We start from the raw sequence: 19,712 nt of genomic DNA on the forward strand, positions 1-19,712 counted from the left end.
GAACGGGCATGGCAGAAACATCCGATCCGGAGAGCAAGACAGAAGAGCCGACCGAGAAGAAAGTCCGTGATGCGCTCGAGCAGGGCAAGATTCCGGTCTCTCGGGAGGCCTCCATATTCGCCTCGATGGCCGCGCTGATGGTGATCCAGGCCTTCCTGATCGGCCAGGGCGTGCAGCAATTGACGCCGACGCTGAAGAGCCTCCTCGACGATCCCGAGGGCTTCCCGCTCAGCACGGGCGCAGACGCGCAGAACCTGCTCACCGTGGTCGGACTCCAGGCGCTCCGGTTCCTGGTGCCGCTGGTCGTCATCCTGGTGGTGTTCGGGCTCGCCGCCTCGCTGCTGCAAAACGCTCCGCGCGTGGTGCTCACGCGCATCAAGCCGGACTTGAACCGGATCTCCCCGATCAGCGGCTGGAGCCGGTTGTTCGGGACGCAGGGCCTGATCGAGTTCGCCAAGTCGCTGTTCAAGCTTGGCGCGGTGAGCGCCGTCGTCGCCTTCGTGCTGCGCTCGTCCGAAGCGAGAGCGTTCGAGGCGATGTATACCGATCCGGTCGCGCTGCCGGAGATGATTCTCAACATCGCGATGCGGATCGTCTCGGCGATCTGCATCGCGACCATCGTCCTGGTGGCGATCGATCTCGCCTGGGCGCGCTTTCACTGGCGGCGCGAGCTGCGCATGACGAAGCAGGAGATCAAGGACGAGCACAAGCAGGCGGAAGGCGATCCGCTGATCAAGGCGCGGCTACGCTCGCTGGCGCGCGACCGTTCGCGCCAGCGCATGATCGCCTCGGCCTCGCGCGCGACGCTGGTGATCGCGAACCCGACGCATTTCGCGATCGCGCTGCGCTACAAGCGCGAGGAAAATGCCGCCCCGCTCGTCGTAGCCAAGGGCATGGACGTGATCGCATTGAAGATCCGTGAGGTTGCCGAGCAGAACCGAATCCCCGTCATCGAGAACAAGGCACTGGCGCGCGCGCTCTACGAGGCGGTCCAGGTCGATCAGGTGATTCCGGCCGAATTCTTCCGACCCGTCGCCGAGATCATCTACTTCCTCCAGTCCAAGCAGACGCCGCGGCCGGAGAAGGTCCAGTAGAATTTTCTGAGGATGGTGTCTGCCTCATCAGCCTGACGAAAGCTTGACGCCCTAAGCTTCCTTCGAATGGACCAGAATGGGGCTGTCGTGGGACCGCTTTATCTCTTCGAACTCGCATCGTCGCAGGCGCGGTACCTCGAACTCCGCCAGTCGACTATCGCCACGAACGTCGCCAACGCCAACACGCCGGGCTTTCGGGCGCGCGACGTCGAGCCGTTCAACAAGGTGCTCGACGGCATGCCGGTCAGGCTTGCGACGACGTCGCCGTCGCACATGCAATTGTCCGCGACCGAGACCGACACGCGGGCGACCGCGAAGAAGGACAGCTGGGAGGTGGTTCACTCCGGCAACTCCGTCAGTCTCGAGCAGGAAATGATCAAGGGCAGCGACGTCAATCGCGACTATTCGATGAACTCGGCGATCGTGCGGTCGTTCCACCGCATGGTTCTGTCGAGCGCAAAAGCCTGAGGTGAACTGACATGCTGGACTCACTGCAAGCTTCGTTGACGGTCGCGAGTTCGGGGCTCGAAGCGCAGTCGACGCGCATGCGCATCGTCTCGGAGAATCTCGCGAACGCCACCTCGACCGGGCGCATTGCCGGCGCCGATCCGTATCAGCGCAAGACCATCACCTTCGATGCCGCGATGGACCGGGCCTCGGGCGCGCAGCTCGCGAAGGTCAAGGAGATCGGGGTCGACACCACGCCGTATCGCGTGGAGTACGATCCGGGACATCCCGCTGCCGACAAGGCCGGCTACGTCAAGCTGCCCAACGTCAACATGATGATCGAAATGGCCGACATGCGGGAAGTCAACCGGTCCTATGAAGCCAATCTTCAGGTCGTGAAGCAGGTGAGATCAATGCTCGGCATGACCATCGATCTTCTGAGGAGCTGACAATGCTTGAGGCGATTTCATCCACGGCGATATCCGCCGGCCAGGCGGCGACCCGCGCGACCGAGACGCAGGCTGTCTCGCCCGCGGCGACCACGGCGATCCAGACCGGTGACGATTTCGGCTTCGAATCCGTGATGAAGCAGGTGACGACCGACGCGATCGGGACGCTGAAGGCGGGCGAGGCGGCGTCGATCTCGGCGATGCAGGGCAAGGAATCGACGCGTCGCGTCGTGGAGGCGCTGATGTCGGCCGAGCAGGCCCTGCAGACCGCGGTCGCGGTTCGCGACAAGGTCGTGCAGGCCTACCAGGAAGTCGTTCGGATGTCGATCTGACCTGAAGGAATGAAATAAGTGAAATCGCTCGCCATTGCGGCCACGGGCATGAACGCCCAGCAGACCAACATCGAAGTCATCGCGAACAACATCGCCAATATCAACTCGACCTCGTACAAGCGGGCGCGCGCGGAGTTCACCGACCTGTTCTACCAGATGGACCGCATGCAGGGCGTCGCGAACGTCAACGGCTCCTCGCCGATCCCGGAAGGCGCCAATCTCGGCCTCGGCGTCAAGTCGGCGGCGATCCGCAAGCTGCACATCCAGGGCGCGCTGACCCAGACCGGCAACCCCTACGACCTCGCGATCAACGGTCGCGGCTGGTTTCAGGTGCTCGGCCCCAACAACGAGGTGCAATACACCCGCGCGGGCTCGTTCAATACCAATGCCAACGCTCAGCTCGTCACGATCGACGGCTATCTCCTGGATCCCGCGATCACCGTGCCGCAGGGGACGGTCGAGGTCACGGTCAACGCCACCGGCCAGGTGTTCGCCAAGCTGGATACGGAAGTGAACCCGCGGCAGATCGGGCAGCTCAACCTCGCCAACTTTGCCAATGAAGCGGGCCTGGAGCCGTTGGGCGGAAATCTCTATCGCGAGACCACCGCGTCCGGCACCCCGGTGGTCGGGCTGCCCGGCGATGCCGGCTACGGCAAGATCAACCAGAAATGGCTCGAAGCCTCCAACGTCGATCCGGTCAAGGAAATCACCGAGTTGATCTCGGCGCAGCGCGCCTACGAAATGAATGCCAAGGTCATCCAGGCCTCGGATGAAATGGCCCAGACGGTCTCGAAGGGCATGCGCTAGTTCCGGTGTCTCGATGTTGAACAGGGTGGGCCTGATCATGCGCGGGTTGGCCGCCGTGCTGCTGGTTCTCGTCGCGGCGCGCGGCGCTGCGGCCGAGGAGAAGCGGCTTCCCGTGCCGGCCGTCTCGATCCGCGCCGGCGAGCTGATCCGGGAGGAGATGATCACCGAACGCGCCTTCGCGCCGAGCCTGCTCGGTGTCGCCATGTTCATCGAGGGCCGTCAGGTCCTGGTCGGCCGCATGGCGCGGCGCGCTCTGTTTCCGGGCCAGCCCATTCCGACCAATGCGGTGGAAGACCCCTGGACCGTCGCCCGCGGCGCCACGGTCAAGGTGGTGGTCGAAGACAGCGGCCTCTCCATCGTCACCTACGGTTCGGCGATGCAGTCGGGTGCGGCCGGCGCGCTCATCCCGGTACGCAATACGGATACCGGGGTGATCATCAGGGGCGTCGTCCAGCCGGACGGCACCGTCAAGGTCGTGGACGGGTCATGACAAGACTCCTGCTTGCGCTCGTCCTGCTCATGTCGGTCGTCAGCGCCCAGGCTGCCGTCCGCGTCAAGGACATCGCGGACATCAAGGGTTTGCGCGAGAACCAGATCGTCGGCTACGGTCTCGTCATCGGCCTGAACGGCACCGGCGACACGCTTCGCAACGCGCCGTTCACGGAGCAGTCCCTACAATCGATGCTCGAGAACATGGGCATCAACGTCAGGAACGAGACCACCAGCACCAACAATCCCCCGCGTCCGACGACGCTGCGCACGCGCAACGTCGCGGCGGTGATGGTGACCGCGGACCTGCCGCCATCGATCGGGCCCGGCGAGCGCATGGACGTCACCGTGTCGTCGCTCGGCGATGCGACGTCGCTGCTCGGCGGCACGCTGGTCATGACGTCGCTGCGCGCCGCGGACGGCGCCGTCTACGCGGTGGCGCAGGGCGCGATCACGGTGGCCGGCTACAGCGTCGGAGGCCAGGCGCAGAATGTCAGCCAGGGTACGCCGACGGCCGGGCGCATCCCGAACGGTGCGCTGGTCGAGCGCGAGGTGCAGGGAAGTCTCCGCGAGATGGAGTTCCTGGTGCTGGAGCTGAAGAACCCCGACTTCGTCACCGCGACGCGCATCCTCGACGCCATCAACCGATACGCCGGTGGACGCTACCGCGCGCAGATCGCCTTCGAGCGCGACTTCCGCACCATCGTGCTGTCGAAGCCGCGCCACATCGGTCCTGTCCGTTTCCTGGCCGAGATCGGCGAACTGACGGTCGAGCCGGATACGCCGGCGCGGGTCGTGATCAACGAGCGCACCGGCACGGTCGTGATCGGGCGCGACGTGCGGATATCGACCGTTGCCGTGACCCACGGCAATCTGACGGTTCGTGTCACGGAGATGCCGGTCGTGTCGCAGCCGGCGCCGTTCTCGCGAGGGCAGACGGTGGTCGTCCCGCAGACGGTGGTCGAGGCCAACGAGGCGGGAGCGCAGGTGGCGATCCTGAGCGGGGTCGATCTCCAGCGCCTGGTGCGCGGGCTGAACCAGATCGGCCTGAAGCCATCGGGGATCATCGCGATCCTCCAGGCGATCAAGACGGCAGGTGCGCTCCAGGCCGACGTCATCGTGCAATGATGCATAAGCGTCGTGCAAGCTTGGTCGCTCAATGCTCAAGTCTCGACCGAGAATCGCACGCGGCCCGATGCTGAAGCTGGATCACAAAGCCAAACTCCTCCTGCTGGCCGCGGCCTCAATGCTCGCGAGCGCATCGCCCGTGCTGGCGCTGGACGAGGTCAGGCCGTCGAAGCCGCTCAACCTGCTCTCCTTCGCGCGCGCCCGCGCGGAGGGACCGCAGAAGCCACAGGTGCCGGCCGCCCCGGGTTCCGGCGAGAGTGCTCCGATCCGGGCGACGGCATGGGCGGCCGAGGAGTCGGGACCCGCGGTCACCGGGGCGATGCCGGCTTCCGAGACCCCGATACCCGCGCCTGCGCCCGCACCGGTCCGCCCGGCCAGGCCCGGCAGCGTCACGGCGCCGCCGAAGCCTGCGCCGCCGCAGGCTGCGCCGGCCCCGGACAACGAAATCGCCCTGTTCTGCAGCAACGTCGCCGATCCCGCCGTCGACGCAAGGCTGGCCTGGCAGCTCAAGGAGCTGGAGAAGGCCGAGAGCCAGTTGCGCGAGCGCATTGCCGAAGTCGAGGCCAAGCGCGCCGAATACGAGAAGTGGATGGCGCTGCGCGACGACTTCCTGAAGAAGGCCGAAGCGAGCATGGTCGAGATCTATTCGCGCATGAAGCCCGAGGCCGCGGCGACCCAGATCGCCGGCATGAGCGACGAGACCGCCGCCGCGGTGCTCGCCAAGCTCAGCCCGAGGAACTCGAGCGCGATCTTCAACGAGATGGATACGGCGCGCGCGGCCCACCTCGCCGACCTGCTCGGCGGCATGCGTCGCGTGGATGACGGAAAGACCAAATAGATGAACAAGCCGATCCTCATCCCCTCATTCCTGCTGGTGTCCGTGGTCCTGGCCGGATGCTACCATGACCCGGCCGAAATCCTGATCGGCCCGCAAATGTCGCCCGTCGGCAGCGGCCTGAGGATGCAGGCCGATCCGATCCCGGTGACGCCGCGCATGCGCACGCCTGTCAGCTATCGCTCGACCTGGGACGACGGCACCGATCTCTACCGCGATCCTCGGGCCCGGCGCACCGGTGACGTCGTGACGGTGATCATCTCGATGCAGGACAAGGCCAAGCTCGACAACAAGACCGATCGCTCCCGCGATTCTCAGGTCAAGTTCGGGCTCGACTGGCTGATGAACGTCGCAGGCTGGAACGACACTGGCCAAGCCAACGCCAACCTCAACACCAATACCCAGATCAAGGGCAACGGCCAGATCGATCGCACCGAGGACATCAAGCTGTCGATCGCGGCCATCGTTACCGACGTGCTGCCGAACGGCAACATGATGATCAGCGGCTCGCAGGAATTTCGCGTCAACACGGAGATGCGCGTGCTCAACGTCGGCGGCATCGTACGTCCGCGCGACATCTCGCGAACCAACACGATCTCCTACGACAAGATCGCCGAGGCGCGCGTGTCCTATGGCGGGCGCGGAAATCTGTCGGACGTGCAGCAGCCTGGATGGGGACACCGGATCTATGATGCCGTGGCACCATTCTGAGTCCCGCGCCGGTCGGGTCGCGTCGTGATCGCGGGGGACGCCATGCGCCTGATTGCCGCCATCGTCGTGCTGACCCTGATCGCGGTCGGCGCAGGCGCCCTTGCCGGCCTGCATCTGATCGCGACCGCCGAGCGCGTTGCCGATGCGAAGAAGAGCGACACGCCGCCGCCGATCGCCTCGAGCTACGCCGGCAGCGCGCGGCTCAGGAAACTGTCTCCGATCGTGACCAATCTTGCCGCGCCGGCCAACAACTGGGCGCGCATCGAAGCCTCGATGGTGACCGATAGCATGAGCGACGAGGATGCCGGCATTCTGGCCGCCCACATCAGCGAGGACATCGTGACCTATCTGCGGTCGGCGACGGTTGCGCAGTTCGAGGGATCGCGCGGGCTCCAGCATCTGCGTGAAGACCTGACCGAGCGTGCCAACATCCGCTCGTCGGGCAAGGTCCGCGAATTGATCATCGAGACGCTGGTGATCCAGTGAGAGTGAAAGTCCTGCTGCTCGCATTGGCCCTGGTCGTGCTGCCCGAAGTGGCGCTGGCCCAGATTCCGGACCTGAATTCCCTGTTGCCGCCGGGAAACGGCTCGACCAGCGGCCGCATCATCCAGCTGATGGCGCTGATCACGGTGCTGTCGGTGGCGCCGGGGCTGCTCATCATGGTGACGAGCTTCACGCGATTTGCGGTGGCGTTGTCGTTCCTGCGCGCCGGTCTCGGCCTGCAGACCACGCCTGCCAACCTCGTACTGATCAGTCTCGCGTTGTTCATGACCTTCTACGTCATGGCACCGACCTTCGATAGGGCCTGGGAGACCGGCGTCCAGCCGCTGATGAAGAACGAGATCTCCGAAGAGCAAGCCTATCTGAAGATCACCGATCCGTTCCGCGAGTTCATGCTGGCACATGTCCGCGACAAGGATCTCCAGACCTTCGAAGCGCTCGCCGCGGAAAGCTTCCGCAAGAAGTTCGACGACAAGCGCGTCGATCTGCGCGTCATCATTCCGGCCTTCATGATCTCCGAGCTCAGGCGCTCGTTCGAGATCGGATTCCTCATCATCCTGCCGTTCCTGGTGATCGACATGATCGTGGCGACGCTGACCATGTCGATGGGCATGATGATGATGCCGCCGACAATCCTCGCGCTGCCGTTCAAGATGCTGTTCTTCGTGCTGATCGACGGCTGGAACCTGCTGGCCTCCGGACTGGTACGCTCGTTCTCGTAAGAGCCGAGATCGCTGACCGGCTGGATATGGTTAAGCGACAGGCGCGGGATATGGTTAGCGTCGGGTAATGTTAACCATATGATTTTACAGCGAAATTCTATCCGACCTTAATCTGGAGGCAAGATTCGGCGTGCTAGCAATGCGGCACGGCGGGTTGGACCCCACCCACATCAGTCCAAAGGCATGATGCCGCCCCTCCGTACCGGTGAAAGCCCGGTATGTCCCCTCGTGAAAATGTATCGCGTACAAAAAAGGGACATTCGCAATGTCAAGCCTGCTTACGAACTCGACTGCCATGACCGCACTCCAGACCCTGCGGTCTGTGAGTTCGCAACTCTCCACCACGCAGAACCGGATCTCGACCGGCCAGCGCGTGGCCACCGCTTCGGACAACGCCGCCTATTGGTCGATTGCGACGTCGATGCGCGCCGACAACGCCGCGCTCTCCGCCGTTTCCGACTCGCTCGGCCTGTCGGCCGCGACCGTCGACACCGAATATACCGCTCTGACCTCGGTGATCGGCGACAAGGACTCGGGTCTGACCAAGCTCCAGGCGCTGCTGGTCCAGTCCAAGACTGCCGGTATCGACCGCACCAAGATCCAGGCGGACATCACCCAGATCCAGCAGGACATGAAGCTGAAGGCCAACTCGGCGACCTTCAACGGCATCAACTGGCTGAGCACCACGACTGGTACCACACCGACGAGCTTCAGCCTGGTGTCGTCCTACTCGCGCGTTGGCGGCACGCCCACCATCGGCTCGATCACGGTGACGACGGCCGACTACACGCTCTACTCGACCACGCAGACCGGCATTCTGGACACCGTGGCCGGCAGTGCGTCGGTCGACACCATCAACATCTCCGCGCTGACCGACTCGGCCGCCGACCAGACCACGCTCGATGGCTACATCGCGCAGGTCACGACCGCGATCAACTCGGTGGCCTCGGCCGCTGCCAATCTCGGTGCCGTCAAGAACCGTATCTCGACCAACACAAACTTCGTGAAGTCGCTGATGGACTCGGTTGACCGCGGTGTCGGCCAGCTCGTCGACGCCGACATGAACGCGGAATCGACCCGCCTGGCCGCCCTGCAGGTCCAGCAGCAGCTCGGCGTGCAGGCGCTCTCGATCGCCAACAACAGCAGCCAGAGCATCCTGTCGCTGTTCCGCTAAGACGGAAGTCATCCAAGGAGGGCCGCGCTTCTCGCGAAGCGCGGCCCTTTCGTTGGGGCGTGACGCCACGCGCACGGCGTCATTTCCGCTCCCTGTTGCCGCTGGAGCACAGCGCCACAAGCCTCGCACAAGCTTCGCTCGCTAACCTCGCCGCTACGACAGATTGGGCCTTGAACCCGCGATTGCGGGAAGCCCAAAGGCATGACGCCGCCCTGTCGTACCGGTGCAAGCCCGGTATGTCCCCCAAGCTCGATTCAATCTTCAAAGGGACATCAAAATGGGTTCTAGTCTCCTCACCAACTCCTCCGCCATGACCGCGCTCCAGACCCTGCGGTCTGTCAGCGCGCAACTCGCCACCACCCAGAACCGGATCTCCACCGGCCAGCGCGTGGCCACCGCTTCGGACAACGCCGCCTACTGGTCGATCGCGACGTCGATGCGCTCCGACAACGCCGCGCTCTCCGCCGTCTCCGACTCGCTCGGTCTGTCGGCCGCGACCGTGGACACCGAATATACCGCTCTGACCTCGGTGATCGGTGACAAGGAATCCGGCCTGACCAAGCTGCAGGCGCTGCTGGTCGAAGCCAAGACCGCGGGTATCGACCGCACCAAGATCCAGGCCGACATCACCCAGATCCAGCAGGATATGAAGCTCAAGGCCAATTCGGCCACCTTCAACGGCATCAACTGGCTGAGCACGACGACCGGTACCACTCCGACGAGCTTCAATCTCGTATCGTCGTATTCGCGTGTCGGCGGCACGCCCACCATCGGCTCCATCACGGTGACGACGGCCAACTACACGCTCTACTCGACCACGCAGACCGGCATTCTGGACACCGTGGCCGGCAGTGCGTCGGTCGACACGATCAACATCTCCGCGCTGACCGACTCGGCCGCCGACCAGACCACGCTCGATACCTATATCGCGCAGGTCACCGCGGCGATCAACTCGGTGAGCTCGGCCGCTGCCGATCTCGGCGCGGTCAAGAACCGCATCTCGACCAACTCGGAGTTCGTCAAGACCCTGATGGACTCCGTTGACCGCGGTGTCGGCCAGCTCGTCGACGCCGACATGAACGCGGAATCGACCCGTCTCCAGGCTCTGCAGACCCAGCAGCAGCTCGGCGTTCAGGCGCTCTCGATCGCCAACCAGAACAGCCAGAGCATCCTGTCGCTGTTCCGCGGCTAAGCGGCGCTCTCGAAAACGACCGTGCTCCCTCAGGGAGCACGGTCCCCGCCATGATCGGCGGATGCGACGGCACACGACACGCCGGTATCGACCTTCCGACGCCAGACTTCATGCAATAAGCCGCAGCCGATAGCGCTGCCATGCGCCCGAGCGCCGGCTTGCGGCCGCCGAACCGATTGCGTCGTGCTGGTTTCCTGCAAAATTGCAACGCCTCGCCAGCGAACTGACACATTCGCGGCATCGCGCAACCTTCAGACAAGGTTGGCAGCTGAGTGTCCTGTACGTTCGCATTGGTACGAGGTCATATGCTCAGTCGTGCGCAGGTACAGCAACTGCTCAACAATCTGCTGGAGCTTGGGCCGCGACGCCTGATGGCCTTGGGACTGATCGGCTTTGCCGTTCTCGTCACCGTCGTCGGCGGTACCTATTATCTCAGCCGCCCCGAGTTCGAAACGCTCTATACCGGCCTCAGCCGCGAAGATGTGACACGCATAGGCGCGGCGCTGCGCGAGCAGAACATCACCTTCGACGTCAATTCCGCCGGCGATGCGGTCTCGGTGCGCCCGAGCCAGACCATGCAGGCGCGGATGCTGCTTGCCGAGAAGGGGCTGCCGACCAGCGCCAACTCCGGTTACGAGCTGTTCGACAAGATCGGCTCGCTCGGCCTGACGTCGTTCATGCAGGAGGTCACCAAGCTCCGCGCACTGGAGGGCGAGATTGCACGCACGGTGCAACTGATGAAGGGCGTGAAGGCGGCGCGGGTGCATATCGTGCTGCCGGTCCGCGGCTCGTTCCGCGCGACGCAGCAGCCGCCATCGGCCTCGGTCGTGCTGCGCACCGACGGCGCGATCGAGGCGCGCACGGCGCAGTCGATCCGTCATCTCGTCGCCGCCGCCATCCCCGGCATGAGCCGTGACAAGGTGACGGTGCTGGACGCCGACGGATCGATGCTGCTCGCCGAAGAGGACGAGGCGAGCGCCGCGCCGACCAAGATGGCCAGCCTTCAGAAGACGGTCGGCGGCATGGTGCAGGAGAATATCCGCAAGGCGCTGACGCCCTATCTCGGCCTCGACAATTTCGAGGTGAGCGTTGCACCGCAGCTCTCCACCGACAAGCGGCAGATCAACGAGACGGTCTATGATCCCGAGAGCCGCGCCGAACGTTCGGTCCGGAACGTACGCGAGAAGGAATCGTCGCAGAACGCCGACCGCTCGACGCCGACCACGGTGCAGCAGAACCTTCCCGACCAGCAGGTGAATGCCGGCGGCGGCAAGAACTCCAGCGAGGACAAGAGCCGCCGCGAGGACGTCACCAATTTCGAGGTCTCGTCCAAGACCACGACGACGGTAAGCGACGGCTATTCGGTCAAGAAGCTCTTCATCGCCGTCCTGGTCAACCGCGCGCGGCTGGTCGCCGATCTCGGCGACAAGAGCAACCAGGCCATCGTCGACAGCAAGCTTGCAGAGATCAGTCAGCTTGCGGCGACGGCGGGCGGACTGGACAAGACGCGCGGCGACCAGATCCAGGTGACGGCTGTCGACTTCATCGAGGGATCGCGTGAGCTGGCGCCGGTGCCCCCGATCAGCTTCGTCGAAATGATCAACAAGCAGCTCGGCAGCGTCATCAATGCAGTGACGATCCTGGCGGTTGCTGCGATGCTGGTCTGGTTCGGACTCCGGCCCGCGGTCAACGGCATTCTGACCCATCGCGCGGAGCAGGAGCAGGCCGAGGCGGCTGAGGCCGCCCAGATCGAGGCTGCGGCGGCCCTTGCGTTGCCCGACAGCGAGGAGGCCGAGCTCAACCTCGTCGAAGACCTCGAAGGCAAGATGCAGCGAACGCCGCAGAAGCGGCTGGAGCAGATCGTCCGGCTCGATCAGATGCAGGCGGCTGCGATCCTTAAAGACTGGATGCGACGTGAGGAGGCGGCATGAACGCGGCAATCGGAAAACTCCTGACGCAGTTCGACGCGAATGGCCGGGTCAAGTCGTCGCCGCCTCCGTCGCCGAAAATCCAGGACGTACTGACGCGGTCGAAGGAAGCCCGGCGCGAGCCGCAACCTCAACCGCAGCCCCAGCCGCAACCGCAGCTACAGGCGCCGCCTCCGCCGCCCGCGACGGAAGCTCCGCCCGCCAACCTCCTGGACGATGCCTATCGGCGAGGCCATGCCGCGGGCGTCGCGGAGGGCGACGCCAAGTTGGCGGAGGAGCGCGTCCGCAGTGCGATCCGGCTCGGAGAGGAACGGGCCAAATGGTCCGACCAGCAGGCGGTCGCGATCGTCGGCGGCTTCGAGGCGGCCTGCCGGGAGATCGAGAGCAACATCGCAAGCTCCGTTGCGCGGATATTGCTGCCGTTCCTCACCGAGGCGGTGCGCGACAAGGCCATCGGGTCGCTGGTCGAGCAGATTGCGGTGCTGACCGGCGGTTCACCGGTGCCGGTCTTCAAGGTCACCGGCCCGAGCGAACTGCTCGACCTCGTGAAGACGCAGCTCGAGGCGTCCAGGCGAACCGGCATCGCGTACGAGGCCGCCGACACCTTCGAGGTCCGCGTCGTGGCCGACCAGACCGTGATCGAGACACAGATCTCCGCCTGGAGTGAACGCCTCAAGGAAGCGCGCCGGTAGTCCGCCATGGAAGAGGTCAAGCATGAGATCGTGATCGTCCGCCGGCGCAGCGCCTTCGCCGAGGAGGCGCATCACGGCGGCGTCTGGAAGATCGCCTATGCGGACTTCATGACCGCGATGATGGCGTTCTTCCTGGTCATGTGGCTGCTCAATGCGCTCAACCAGGACCAGAAGCAGGTGGTCGCGAGTTACTTCAACCCGATCAAGCTCGCGGAGAACGCACCTGCTCCAAAGGGTCTCAAGGATCTCTCCAAGAAGGAGCCGTCCTCGCTCGAAGGCCAGGACGGCAAGCGGCAGCCGGCCGGACCGAACGAAGAACGTCGCGGTGACTCTCCGACGGCCGAGAAGCCGGCCTCCTACGAGGAGAAGGTCCTGTTCCGCGACCCCTATGCGACGCTCGCGGAGATCGCCAACAGCGCGAACCAGTCCACGGGGCAGCGACGTGCCGGCGCTCTGACGTCCGTCGAAGAGGACGGCCTCAAGGGCGGCGACGCCTACCGCGATCCTTTCGATCCCGGCTATTGGAAGCTGGCGCCGCAGGCGTCCAAGGACGCAGATCGTTTCATCGAGAGTGAGCCCAAGCCGAATGCCTCCGCGCGCGACGGTGCAGCCGGACCAAACCCGGGCGAGTCGCAGGCGCGCCGGGCCAAGGCGGAAGAGGCCGGCGGAAGCGTGGCTCCGAACGCGGACAGTCCGTCCGCAAGCCTGTCGCCCCTGCTGCCGCCGGGCCCCGCACCCACGCAATCCTCGCGCGAGGGGAGCGCCCAGCCTGGCGCTCAAGCCAATGCCGGCCTCCAGGCGCGTCCCAACGACACGGCAAAGGAGTCCGAACCGCGCGATGCGGCGCAAACGCAGCAGCCGACCCTCAAGCAGCTTCAGTCCGCGATCGCGGACGCGCTGTCGGACATCAAGACGGGGGCGGGGCCGGCGGCCGAGGTGCGTCAGGTCGAGGAAGGTCTCCTGGTCAGCCTGACCGACGATGCGAGCTTCGGCATGTTCGCGGTCGGCTCGGCCGAGCCGCGGCCCGAGCTGATCCGCGTGATCGACAAGATCGGGCCGCTGCTGACGAAACGCCAGGGCACGATCATCGTGCGCGGCCATACCGACAATCGGCCATACCGTTCGGAAACCTACGACAACTGGCGGCTGTCGACTGCTCGTGCGCAAATGGCCTACTACATGCTGGTTCGCTCCGGCGTCGATGCGCGGCGGATCGAGCATATCGAAGGCTACGCCGACCGGCGGCCGAAGCTTCCGAACGATCCGGCGGCCGCACAGAACCGCCGGATCGAGATCCTGATCCGGGAGAAACGCCCTTGATCAGGCTGCTGCGCCGCGCCGCCTTGCTGCTGCTGCCGTTCACGGCGGCGAGCGTATTTGCCCAGCCTGCGCCCCAGTCCGGCGAGCCCTATGAGCTCGTTCGTGCGCTACAGGCGGTGCAGGACGGCATCGCCAATGGCGACACCGCCGCGCACAGCAGCCACATCGCGCTGATCCGGCAGATCGGCGAGAAGTTTCTCGCGGCCGATCCCGCCGTGTGGAGCAATCCGCAGAACAGCCAGGCCGTGGTTATCTACCTGCTCAGCGGCGGTGCGCCGCAGGTCGTCCGCAAGTTGCCGCGCGACAGGATGACCGTCGACGAGCGGCTGTTCAATGGTGCGCTCGCCTATGTCGAGGGTCGTCAGGACGACGCGCGGGAGTTGCTCAAGGACGTCAAGCCGCGGACGATTCCCTCGGGCCTTGGCGGACAGGTCGCGCTGGTCCAGGGCGCGCTGTTCGCGCGCGCCGAGGCATCGCTCGCGATCGAGCGTCTGGACGATGCGCGCCTGCTGTTGCCCGGCACGCTCGTCGAGGAGGCGGCGCTGCGGCGCGAGATCCTGCTGGTGGGTCAGGCGGAGGATTTCGAGAAGTTCGAGTTCCTGACGCTGGCCTACATCCGCCATTACCGCAACTCGATCTATGCCGGCGACTTCTGGCAGCGATTCTCCGCGGGGCTGACGCAGTCGAGCCTGGCGCTCGACGAGCGCCGTTTTGCACGGATCACAGCCCTGTTGGAGCAGATTGATCGTGCGAGCCGCCTCAAGCTGTACCTCGTGATCGCGCGCGCCGCGATGGTGCGCGGACGGCTGGCCGTGACCCGGCTTGCCGGCGAACGGGCGCTGGCGCTCAGCGCCGACGCCTCGGCGGATCGCGAGCGCGCCCATTTCTTCCGCGGCGCCTCGCGGGTGCTCACCGACGAATATGACGGCGGTCTCGCCGAGCTGAAGGCACTCGACCGGTCGAAGCTGCCCGAGCGCGACGTCCCCCTTTTGAATGCCACGGTGCAGCTCGCGCTCGACGTCCGCAAGCCGTTCGCGGGCGGATCCGTTGCGGCTGCCGACAAGCCTCCGGCAACGCCGGCGCGGCTCGATCTGTCCTCATCGACCGTGACGCTCGCGCGCGCGCAGAAGCAGCTCGGCGAGCTCGAACTCCTTACCAGGGACCGCCGTCCATGACCAAGCTCAGTGGAACCTCCGGACAGCTCTTCTCGGGTCTCGCCGAGAGCCTCAACGTGCGCGGGACGTCACGATCCGCAAAGAGCGCCGGAACCAGACCGCAGGCAAACTCGTCGTTCAACGATCTGCTCCACACCGTCTCGAATCTCGCGAAGCAGGCACTGAGCGATGGTGCCGGCGACACGACCGCAAAGACCGGAACGCTGCGCACGCGTCTGGCCCATTCCAACGAGCAGGAGAAGCCGAAGGACGCGACGGTGCGCGAACGCATCGCGGCGTCCGAGGGACCAGAGGCCATAGAGGAGTCCTCCGACAACAAGGCCGACAGGTCGTCGGAGAAACTACGGCCGGTGGATCAAGCCGCCGGGGCGGACGTCCAGGGTCAATCGGGCATTGCCGTGGTGGTCGGGCAGGAGATCGTTGCCGCGCCTGCCGTGAAGACGCAGCTGCAATTGCTGTCCGCCGACAAGGACGGACCCGCCCGCGACGAGCGGTCCTCCACGACGAAGCGCGAGGCTTCCGGCACGGGCGCGGCGAAGGTGGCGACGGTCGACACCGCCCCGTCCGGTGTCGCTCCTACCACCGCGCGCTCGCAGGCTGCGGCTTCGCAAGCGATGGGCGCGGCTCAATCGGCACCGACGCAAGGCATCGAGGCTTCGAGCGCAATGCCCGCATCAGCGGGCTTCGAGGCGGTCACGGCTAATGTCGAGCGCGCCGCCAAGGCCTCGGCGCGCGCCGCGCTGCCCGAGACGACCAAGGTCACCGTGGTCCAGCAGGAGACCCATCTGCCGCCGGCGCAGTTCAACGCCCCGCAACAGGTCGCCAATGCAGTCGTCGCCGAGCTCAAGGAGTCCTCGGCACCGGCGGCGTCGGCGGCGCCGGACCTTGCGGCTTCCCAGACCAATGCGCCGGATCAGCCGCTCAAGATCCTGACCGTCAATCTCGAACCGCCGGCACTCGGCAACGTCACCGTGCGCCTGCGTCTCGTCGGCACCGAAGTGTCCGTCCAGCTTGCGGCCGAGCGCAAGGACACGAGCCAGATGCTCGACCAGCGGCGCGACCAGATCCGCGATCTCATGCAGTCGGCGGGCTACGTCGCCGACGTCGCGCCGGTCCAGCACGGCTCGCTGGACGGATTCCAGAGCGGCTCCGGCCAATCGCAGTCCCAGCTCTCGGGCCAGCACCAGCCCTCGTCGCAGTCGCAAGGCACGTTCGGCGGCGCCGGCACGTCGTCGGGACAATCCGACGGCGGTGCGAAGCAGGCCCGGCAGGAGCGCCAGTTCAACCAGGAGACGCGTCATGATCAGGACGTGGCGCCGCATCATCGTCGCGGCCCTGTTTATCTCTAGTGCGAGCGCTGGCCAGGCGGCCGCCGACATTGCGCGCCCCTGCGAACGCGAGATGGCGCGCGCGGCTCGGCAGCACGGGATTCCGCTCGGCATTCTCTACGCCGTCGGCCTCACCGAGACCGGTCGGCGCGGCGCGCTGCATCCTTACGCCCTCGGCGCCGACGGCCAGACCGTGTTCGCCAAGGACATGGATGACGCAATCGCGAATTTCGAGACGATGCGCAGCAAGGGGATCAAGCTCATCGACCTCGGTTGCATGCAGATCAACCATTATTACCACGGCGAGAAGTTCGCTTCGGTACGGGCGATGTTCGATCCCACCAGGAACGTCGACTACGCCGCGCGCTTCCTCAAGGAGCTGAAGCAGCGCGAAGGCAGCTGGACCATGGCGGTCGCGCGCTACAATGCCGGTCCCAACAACCAGCCGGCGCAGAAGCGCTACGTCTGTCACATCGTCGCTCATCTCGTCTCGAGCGGGTTCGGCGCGTGGACCGACAAGGCGCGCTCGTTCTGCCAACCGAAAACGACATGACAACATGAAGTTGTGCATCGCTTCCAATCATCAGCCCCGCGCAAGCAAGACCCCCCATTGTAGCTGCAACCTACCAAAGGAGCCCAATTCATGAGCCTGTATGGTGTTATGCGCACCGGCGTTTCCGGTATGTCTGCGCAGTCCAACAAGCTGTCGACGGTCTCGGACAACATCGCCAACGTCAACACGACCGGCTACAAGCGGGCTTCCACGGAGTTCTCCTCGCTGATCCTGAAGAGCGGCTCCGGCAATTACGATTCCGGCGCCGTCGAGACCACGGTCCGCTACGCCATCAGCGACGCGGGACACACGCAGTTCACCACGTCGACCACGGACCTCGCCGTCCAGGGCAACGGCTTCTTCGTGGTCTCGAACGCCAACAACACGCAGCAATATCTGACGCGCGCCGGCTCGTTCGTGCCGGACGCCCAGGGCAATCTGGTCAACGCGGCCGGCTACTATCTTCTAGGGCAGCCCGGTCTCGTGACCAACTTCTCGCAGAACAGCCTGTCCGGCATGCAGATCGTCAACGTTGCCCAGGTTCCGCAGGTGCCTGTGCCGTCGACGGCGGCAACGCTCACGACCGGAAATCTGGATCCGAAGGCGGCTGTTATCGCCGGTCCGCCCGGCCCGGCGTCATACTCATCGAAGAGCTCGATCGTGGCCTACAACAATATCGGCCAGGCCGTTACGCTCGACGTCTATATGTCCCACACGGCGACGGCTGCCGGCTCGGATACCTGGCAGATTCAGGTCTATGACTCCGCGACGGGCACCTCGCTCGGCGCCGCCACCACGTTCACCTTCGACACCACGGCGGCCGGCAGGGGCGCGCTGGACGCGGCGAGCCCGACCGGTCTCACCGTGACCGTCCCCGGCGGTGCGGCGCTGACCATGGACCTGTCGAACATGACGCAGGTCGGAACCGACTTCAGCTTCAAGGCGACCGTCAATGGCAGCGTTCCCTCGGCCATCGACAAGGTCGACGTCGACGATGCAGGCCACGTGACGGCGATTCTCAAGAACGGGCAGCAGCTGACGCTCTACACGATCATGCTTGCCGACGTCGCGAGTCCCGACAATCTGACGCCCGAGCCGGGCAACGTCTATTCGACCAACCTGGATTCCGGCAACGCGCAGGCGGGAAATGCCGGCACCGGCGGGCTCGGCACGATCCAGTCCGGCGCCCTGGAAGCCTCCAACGTCGACCTCGCGGACGAACTCACCGGGATGATCGAGGCCCAGCGCGGCTTCACTGCGAACTCGAAATCGTTCCAGACCGGTGCCGACCTGCTCGACGTCGTCGTCAACTTGAAGCGCTGAATTCTTCAGCGCCTATTCCGGGCAAGAGCAACCCATGTCCCTGACCTCCGCTCTCCACTCCGCTCGCGCTTCGCTCATGGCGTCGGGCATTCAGTCCTCGACGATCTCGCGCAACATCGCCGGCGCCAGCGCTCCCGGCTATTCGCGCAAGATCGCCGTGCTGGACAATCTGCCAGGTGCCGGCGTCTACGTCGCGGCGATCCAGCGCGCCGCGAGCGGCGGCCTGTTCACCAACGTCCTGACCGCGACCTCGGCGTCCGCCAAGCAAAGCGTGATCTATGACGGTCTCCAGAAGATTGCGGCATCGACCGTGGATGATCCCGAGCTGGATCAATCGCCGACGGCGCAGCTCAATGCGCTGAAGCAGGCGCTGCAGAAATATGCCAACGCCCCGGACAACACCACGCTGGCGCAGGCGGCGGTCGCGTCCGCCAAGGACATGGCCACCGCGCTGAACCAGGCGACCCGGACCGTGCAGTCGGTCCGCGAGGGCGCCGATGCCGACATGAGGACGTCGGTCCAGAACATCAACCAGCTGCTCTCCCAGTTCGAGACGGTGAATACCGCGATCGTGAAGGGCACGATCTCCGGCGACGACATCACCGATTACCTCGACCAGCGCGACAACATCGTCTCGCAGCTGTCGCAGGAGGTCGGCGTCACGATGTCGATCCGTCCCAACGGCGACGCTGCGCTCTACGCCGACAGCGGCGTCGTGCTGTTTGACAAGACGGCGCGGACCGTGAGCTTTGCGCCGACGAATGCCTACACCGCCGGCACCACGGGCAATGCGGTCTACATCGACGGCGTCCCCGTGACCGGGGCCAATTCGGTGATGCCGCTGAAGTCGGGCAAGCTCGCGGGTCTCGCCCAGCTGCGTGACCAGGACGCCGTCACTTATCAGAGCCAGCTCGACGAAATCGCGCGCGGCCTGATCAACACTTTCAGGGAAATCGATCAGACCGCCGCGGCGCTGCCCGACGTCCCCGGTCTGTTCACCTATCCCGGCGCGCCGGCCATGCCCGCGAGCGCCACCGTCTCGGTGGGCCTCGCCGGCACGATCTCGGTCGCCGCATCGGTCGATCCGGCCCTGGGCGGCAACCCGAACCTGCTGCGCGACGGCGCGATCAGCGGAAACCCCGCCTACCAATACAACACCGCGGGCAACGGCGGCTACTCGACCCGGCTGCAGCAGCTCATCGACGGCATGGATGCGTCGCAACCGTTCGATCCAACAACGCAAGGCAAGCCGAGCGGCAACCTGATCGACTTCGCATCGTCGTCGACGAGCTGGATCGAGAACCAGCGCAAGACCGCCAACGACAACTCCGAGTACCAGAACACGCTGCTCAACCGCAGCATCACGGCGTTGTCGAACGTCAACGGCGTCAACATGGACGACGAGATGGCGTTGATGCTCCAGGTCGAGCGAACCTACTCGGCCTCGTCAAAGATCATTTCGACCGTCGATGAAATGCTGCAGAGCCTGCTGGCTGCCGTGGGGAACTAAGC

21 protein-coding genes are annotated in these 19,712 nt (G+C 65.2%); all 21 read left to right on the forward strand.

Going from position 1 to position 19,712, the window contains the following annotated elements; all coding sequences use genetic code 11:
* Positions 1–8 precede the first annotated feature (8 nt).
* The 21 genes from flhB (at position 9) to flgK (ending at position 19,710) form a co-directional block, all read left to right on the forward strand.
* The gene (gene flhB, locus IVB23_RS29850) at positions 9–1,094 is read left to right on the forward strand and encodes a flagellar biosynthesis protein FlhB (protein ID WP_197968867.1); all 1,086 of its coding nucleotides are present in this window, start codon (positions 9–11) and stop codon (positions 1,092–1,094) included.
* Between the two features lie 66 nt (positions 1,095–1,160).
* A complete protein-coding gene (gene flgB, locus IVB23_RS29855; RefSeq protein ID WP_061877140.1) occupies positions 1,161–1,562 on the forward strand; it encodes a flagellar basal body rod protein FlgB in 402 nt (133 codons plus the stop codon).
* Between the two features lie 11 nt (positions 1,563–1,573).
* A complete protein-coding gene (gene flgC, locus IVB23_RS29860; protein WP_035670180.1) occupies positions 1,574–1,990 on the forward strand; it encodes a flagellar basal body rod protein FlgC in 417 nt (138 codons plus the stop codon).
* A gap of 2 nt (positions 1,991–1,992) precedes the next feature.
* Complete coding sequence (locus tag IVB23_RS29865) at positions 1,993–2,322, forward strand: flagellar hook-basal body complex protein FliE (RefSeq protein WP_061877139.1); 330 nt, start codon at positions 1,993–1,995, stop codon at positions 2,320–2,322.
* Positions 2,323–2,340: 18 nt separating this feature from the next.
* Positions 2,341–3,129, forward strand: a complete 789-nt coding sequence (flgG, locus tag IVB23_RS29870; protein ID WP_035670189.1) for a flagellar basal-body rod protein FlgG — start codon at positions 2,341–2,343, stop codon at positions 3,127–3,129.
* Between the two features lie 13 nt (positions 3,130–3,142).
* Positions 3,143–3,619 carry a flagellar basal body P-ring formation chaperone FlgA gene (gene flgA / locus IVB23_RS29875; RefSeq protein WP_081494926.1) on the forward strand — a complete coding sequence of 159 codons (477 nt, stop codon included), beginning with the start codon at positions 3,143–3,145 and terminating at the stop codon, positions 3,617–3,619.
* On the forward strand, positions 3,616–4,746 hold the full coding sequence (flgI, locus tag IVB23_RS29880; RefSeq protein WP_061877138.1) for a flagellar basal body P-ring protein FlgI: 1,131 nt from the start codon (positions 3,616–3,618) through the stop codon (positions 4,744–4,746). Before flgA ends, flgI begins: the two co-directional genes overlap by 4 nt.
* 67 nt (positions 4,747–4,813) lie before the next feature.
* Positions 4,814–5,584 carry a MotE family protein gene (locus tag IVB23_RS29885; RefSeq protein ID WP_247801000.1) on the forward strand — a complete coding sequence of 257 codons (771 nt, stop codon included), beginning with the start codon at positions 4,814–4,816 and terminating at the stop codon, positions 5,582–5,584.
* Positions 5,585–6,292 carry a flagellar basal body L-ring protein FlgH gene (gene flgH, locus IVB23_RS29890; protein WP_247801001.1) on the forward strand — a complete coding sequence of 236 codons (708 nt, stop codon included), beginning with the start codon at positions 5,585–5,587 and terminating at the stop codon, positions 6,290–6,292. It abuts the gene before it with no gap.
* A gap of 42 nt (positions 6,293–6,334) precedes the next feature.
* Complete coding sequence (locus IVB23_RS29895; protein ID WP_247801002.1) at positions 6,335–6,778, forward strand: flagellar basal body-associated FliL family protein; 444 nt, start codon at positions 6,335–6,337, stop codon at positions 6,776–6,778.
* Positions 6,775–7,515 carry a flagellar type III secretion system pore protein FliP gene (gene fliP, locus IVB23_RS29900; RefSeq protein WP_197968869.1) on the forward strand — a complete coding sequence of 247 codons (741 nt, stop codon included), beginning with the start codon at positions 6,775–6,777 and terminating at the stop codon, positions 7,513–7,515. Before IVB23_RS29895 ends, fliP begins: the two co-directional genes overlap by 4 nt.
* A gap of 265 nt (positions 7,516–7,780) precedes the next feature.
* On the forward strand, positions 7,781–8,689 hold the full coding sequence (locus tag IVB23_RS29905; RefSeq protein ID WP_061877134.1) for a flagellin: 909 nt from the start codon (positions 7,781–7,783) through the stop codon (positions 8,687–8,689).
* 277 nt (positions 8,690–8,966) lie between these two features.
* The gene (locus IVB23_RS29910; RefSeq protein WP_061877133.1) at positions 8,967–9,881 is read left to right on the forward strand and encodes a flagellin; all 915 of its coding nucleotides are present in this window, start codon (positions 8,967–8,969) and stop codon (positions 9,879–9,881) included.
* 305 nt (positions 9,882–10,186) lie between these two features.
* Positions 10,187–11,812 carry a flagellar basal-body MS-ring/collar protein FliF gene (gene fliF / locus IVB23_RS29915; RefSeq protein WP_165935957.1) on the forward strand — a complete coding sequence of 542 codons (1,626 nt, stop codon included), beginning with the start codon at positions 10,187–10,189 and terminating at the stop codon, positions 11,810–11,812.
* Positions 11,809–12,501 carry a hypothetical protein gene (locus IVB23_RS29920; RefSeq protein WP_061877131.1) on the forward strand — a complete coding sequence of 231 codons (693 nt, stop codon included), beginning with the start codon at positions 11,809–11,811 and terminating at the stop codon, positions 12,499–12,501. Before fliF ends, IVB23_RS29920 begins: the two co-directional genes overlap by 4 nt.
* Positions 12,502–12,507: 6 nt before the next feature.
* Entirely contained in the window at positions 12,508–13,821 is a 1,314-nt protein-coding gene (locus IVB23_RS29925; protein WP_061877130.1) for a MotB family protein, read from the forward strand.
* Positions 13,818–14,996, forward strand: a complete 1,179-nt coding sequence (locus IVB23_RS29930; protein ID WP_247801003.1) for a chemotaxis protein — start codon at positions 13,818–13,820, stop codon at positions 14,994–14,996. The genes IVB23_RS29925 and IVB23_RS29930 overlap by 4 nt, the downstream gene beginning before the upstream one ends.
* Positions 14,993–16,345: a flagellar hook-length control protein FliK gene (locus IVB23_RS29935; protein WP_247801004.1), complete on the forward strand. Its 1,353-nt coding sequence runs from the start codon at positions 14,993–14,995 to the stop codon at positions 16,343–16,345. Before IVB23_RS29930 ends, IVB23_RS29935 begins: the two co-directional genes overlap by 4 nt.
* Entirely contained in the window at positions 16,296–16,877 is a 582-nt protein-coding gene (locus IVB23_RS29940; protein WP_247801005.1) for a transglycosylase SLT domain-containing protein, read from the forward strand. The genes IVB23_RS29935 and IVB23_RS29940 overlap by 50 nt, the downstream gene beginning before the upstream one ends.
* Before the next feature lie 90 nt (positions 16,878–16,967).
* Positions 16,968–18,200 (forward strand): flagellar hook protein FlgE, encoded by a 1,233-nt coding sequence (locus IVB23_RS29945; RefSeq protein ID WP_131869544.1) that lies wholly within the window; start codon positions 16,968–16,970, stop codon positions 18,198–18,200.
* A gap of 34 nt (positions 18,201–18,234) precedes the next feature.
* Positions 18,235–19,710: a flagellar hook-associated protein FlgK gene (gene flgK, locus IVB23_RS29950; protein WP_247801006.1), complete on the forward strand. Its 1,476-nt coding sequence runs from the start codon at positions 18,235–18,237 to the stop codon at positions 19,708–19,710.
* Positions 19,711–19,712: the final 2 nt, after the last annotated feature.

The organism is Bradyrhizobium sp. 191, from assembly GCF_023100985.1.
Taxonomy (GTDB): domain Bacteria; phylum Pseudomonadota; class Alphaproteobacteria; order Rhizobiales; family Xanthobacteraceae; genus Bradyrhizobium; species Bradyrhizobium diversitatis.

Coding starts and splice junctions, on each gene's coding strand:
- IVB23_RS29895 (WP_247801002.1), top strand. CDS start 6,335: ATGCGCCTGATTGCCGCCATCGTCGTGCTGACCCTGATCGCGGTCGGC.
- flhB (WP_197968867.1), top strand. CDS start 9: ATGGCAGAAACATCCGATCCGGAGAGCAAGACAGAAGAGCCGACCGAG.
- IVB23_RS29910 (WP_061877133.1), top strand. CDS start 8,967: ATGGGTTCTAGTCTCCTCACCAACTCCTCCGCCATGACCGCGCTCCAG.
- flgC (WP_035670180.1), top strand. CDS start 1,574: ATGCTGGACTCACTGCAAGCTTCGTTGACGGTCGCGAGTTCGGGGCTC.
- flgA (WP_081494926.1), top strand. CDS start 3,143: ATGTTGAACAGGGTGGGCCTGATCATGCGCGGGTTGGCCGCCGTGCTG.
- IVB23_RS29925 (WP_061877130.1), top strand. CDS start 12,508: ATGGAAGAGGTCAAGCATGAGATCGTGATCGTCCGCCGGCGCAGCGCC.
- IVB23_RS29940 (WP_247801005.1), top strand. CDS start 16,296: ATGATCAGGACGTGGCGCCGCATCATCGTCGCGGCCCTGTTTATCTCT.
- fliF (WP_165935957.1), top strand. CDS start 10,187: ATGCTCAGTCGTGCGCAGGTACAGCAACTGCTCAACAATCTGCTGGAG.
- IVB23_RS29920 (WP_061877131.1), top strand. CDS start 11,809: ATGAACGCGGCAATCGGAAAACTCCTGACGCAGTTCGACGCGAATGGC.
- flgI (WP_061877138.1), top strand. CDS start 3,616: ATGACAAGACTCCTGCTTGCGCTCGTCCTGCTCATGTCGGTCGTCAGC.
- IVB23_RS29885 (WP_247801000.1), top strand. CDS start 4,814: ATGCTGAAGCTGGATCACAAAGCCAAACTCCTCCTGCTGGCCGCGGCC.
- flgH (WP_247801001.1), top strand. CDS start 5,585: ATGAACAAGCCGATCCTCATCCCCTCATTCCTGCTGGTGTCCGTGGTC.
- IVB23_RS29865 (WP_061877139.1), top strand. CDS start 1,993: ATGCTTGAGGCGATTTCATCCACGGCGATATCCGCCGGCCAGGCGGCG.
- IVB23_RS29945 (WP_131869544.1), top strand. CDS start 16,968: ATGAGCCTGTATGGTGTTATGCGCACCGGCGTTTCCGGTATGTCTGCG.
- IVB23_RS29935 (WP_247801004.1), top strand. CDS start 14,993: ATGACCAAGCTCAGTGGAACCTCCGGACAGCTCTTCTCGGGTCTCGCC.
- flgB (WP_061877140.1), top strand. CDS start 1,161: ATGGACCAGAATGGGGCTGTCGTGGGACCGCTTTATCTCTTCGAACTC.
- IVB23_RS29905 (WP_061877134.1), top strand. CDS start 7,781: ATGTCAAGCCTGCTTACGAACTCGACTGCCATGACCGCACTCCAGACC.
- flgK (WP_247801006.1), top strand. CDS start 18,235: ATGTCCCTGACCTCCGCTCTCCACTCCGCTCGCGCTTCGCTCATGGCG.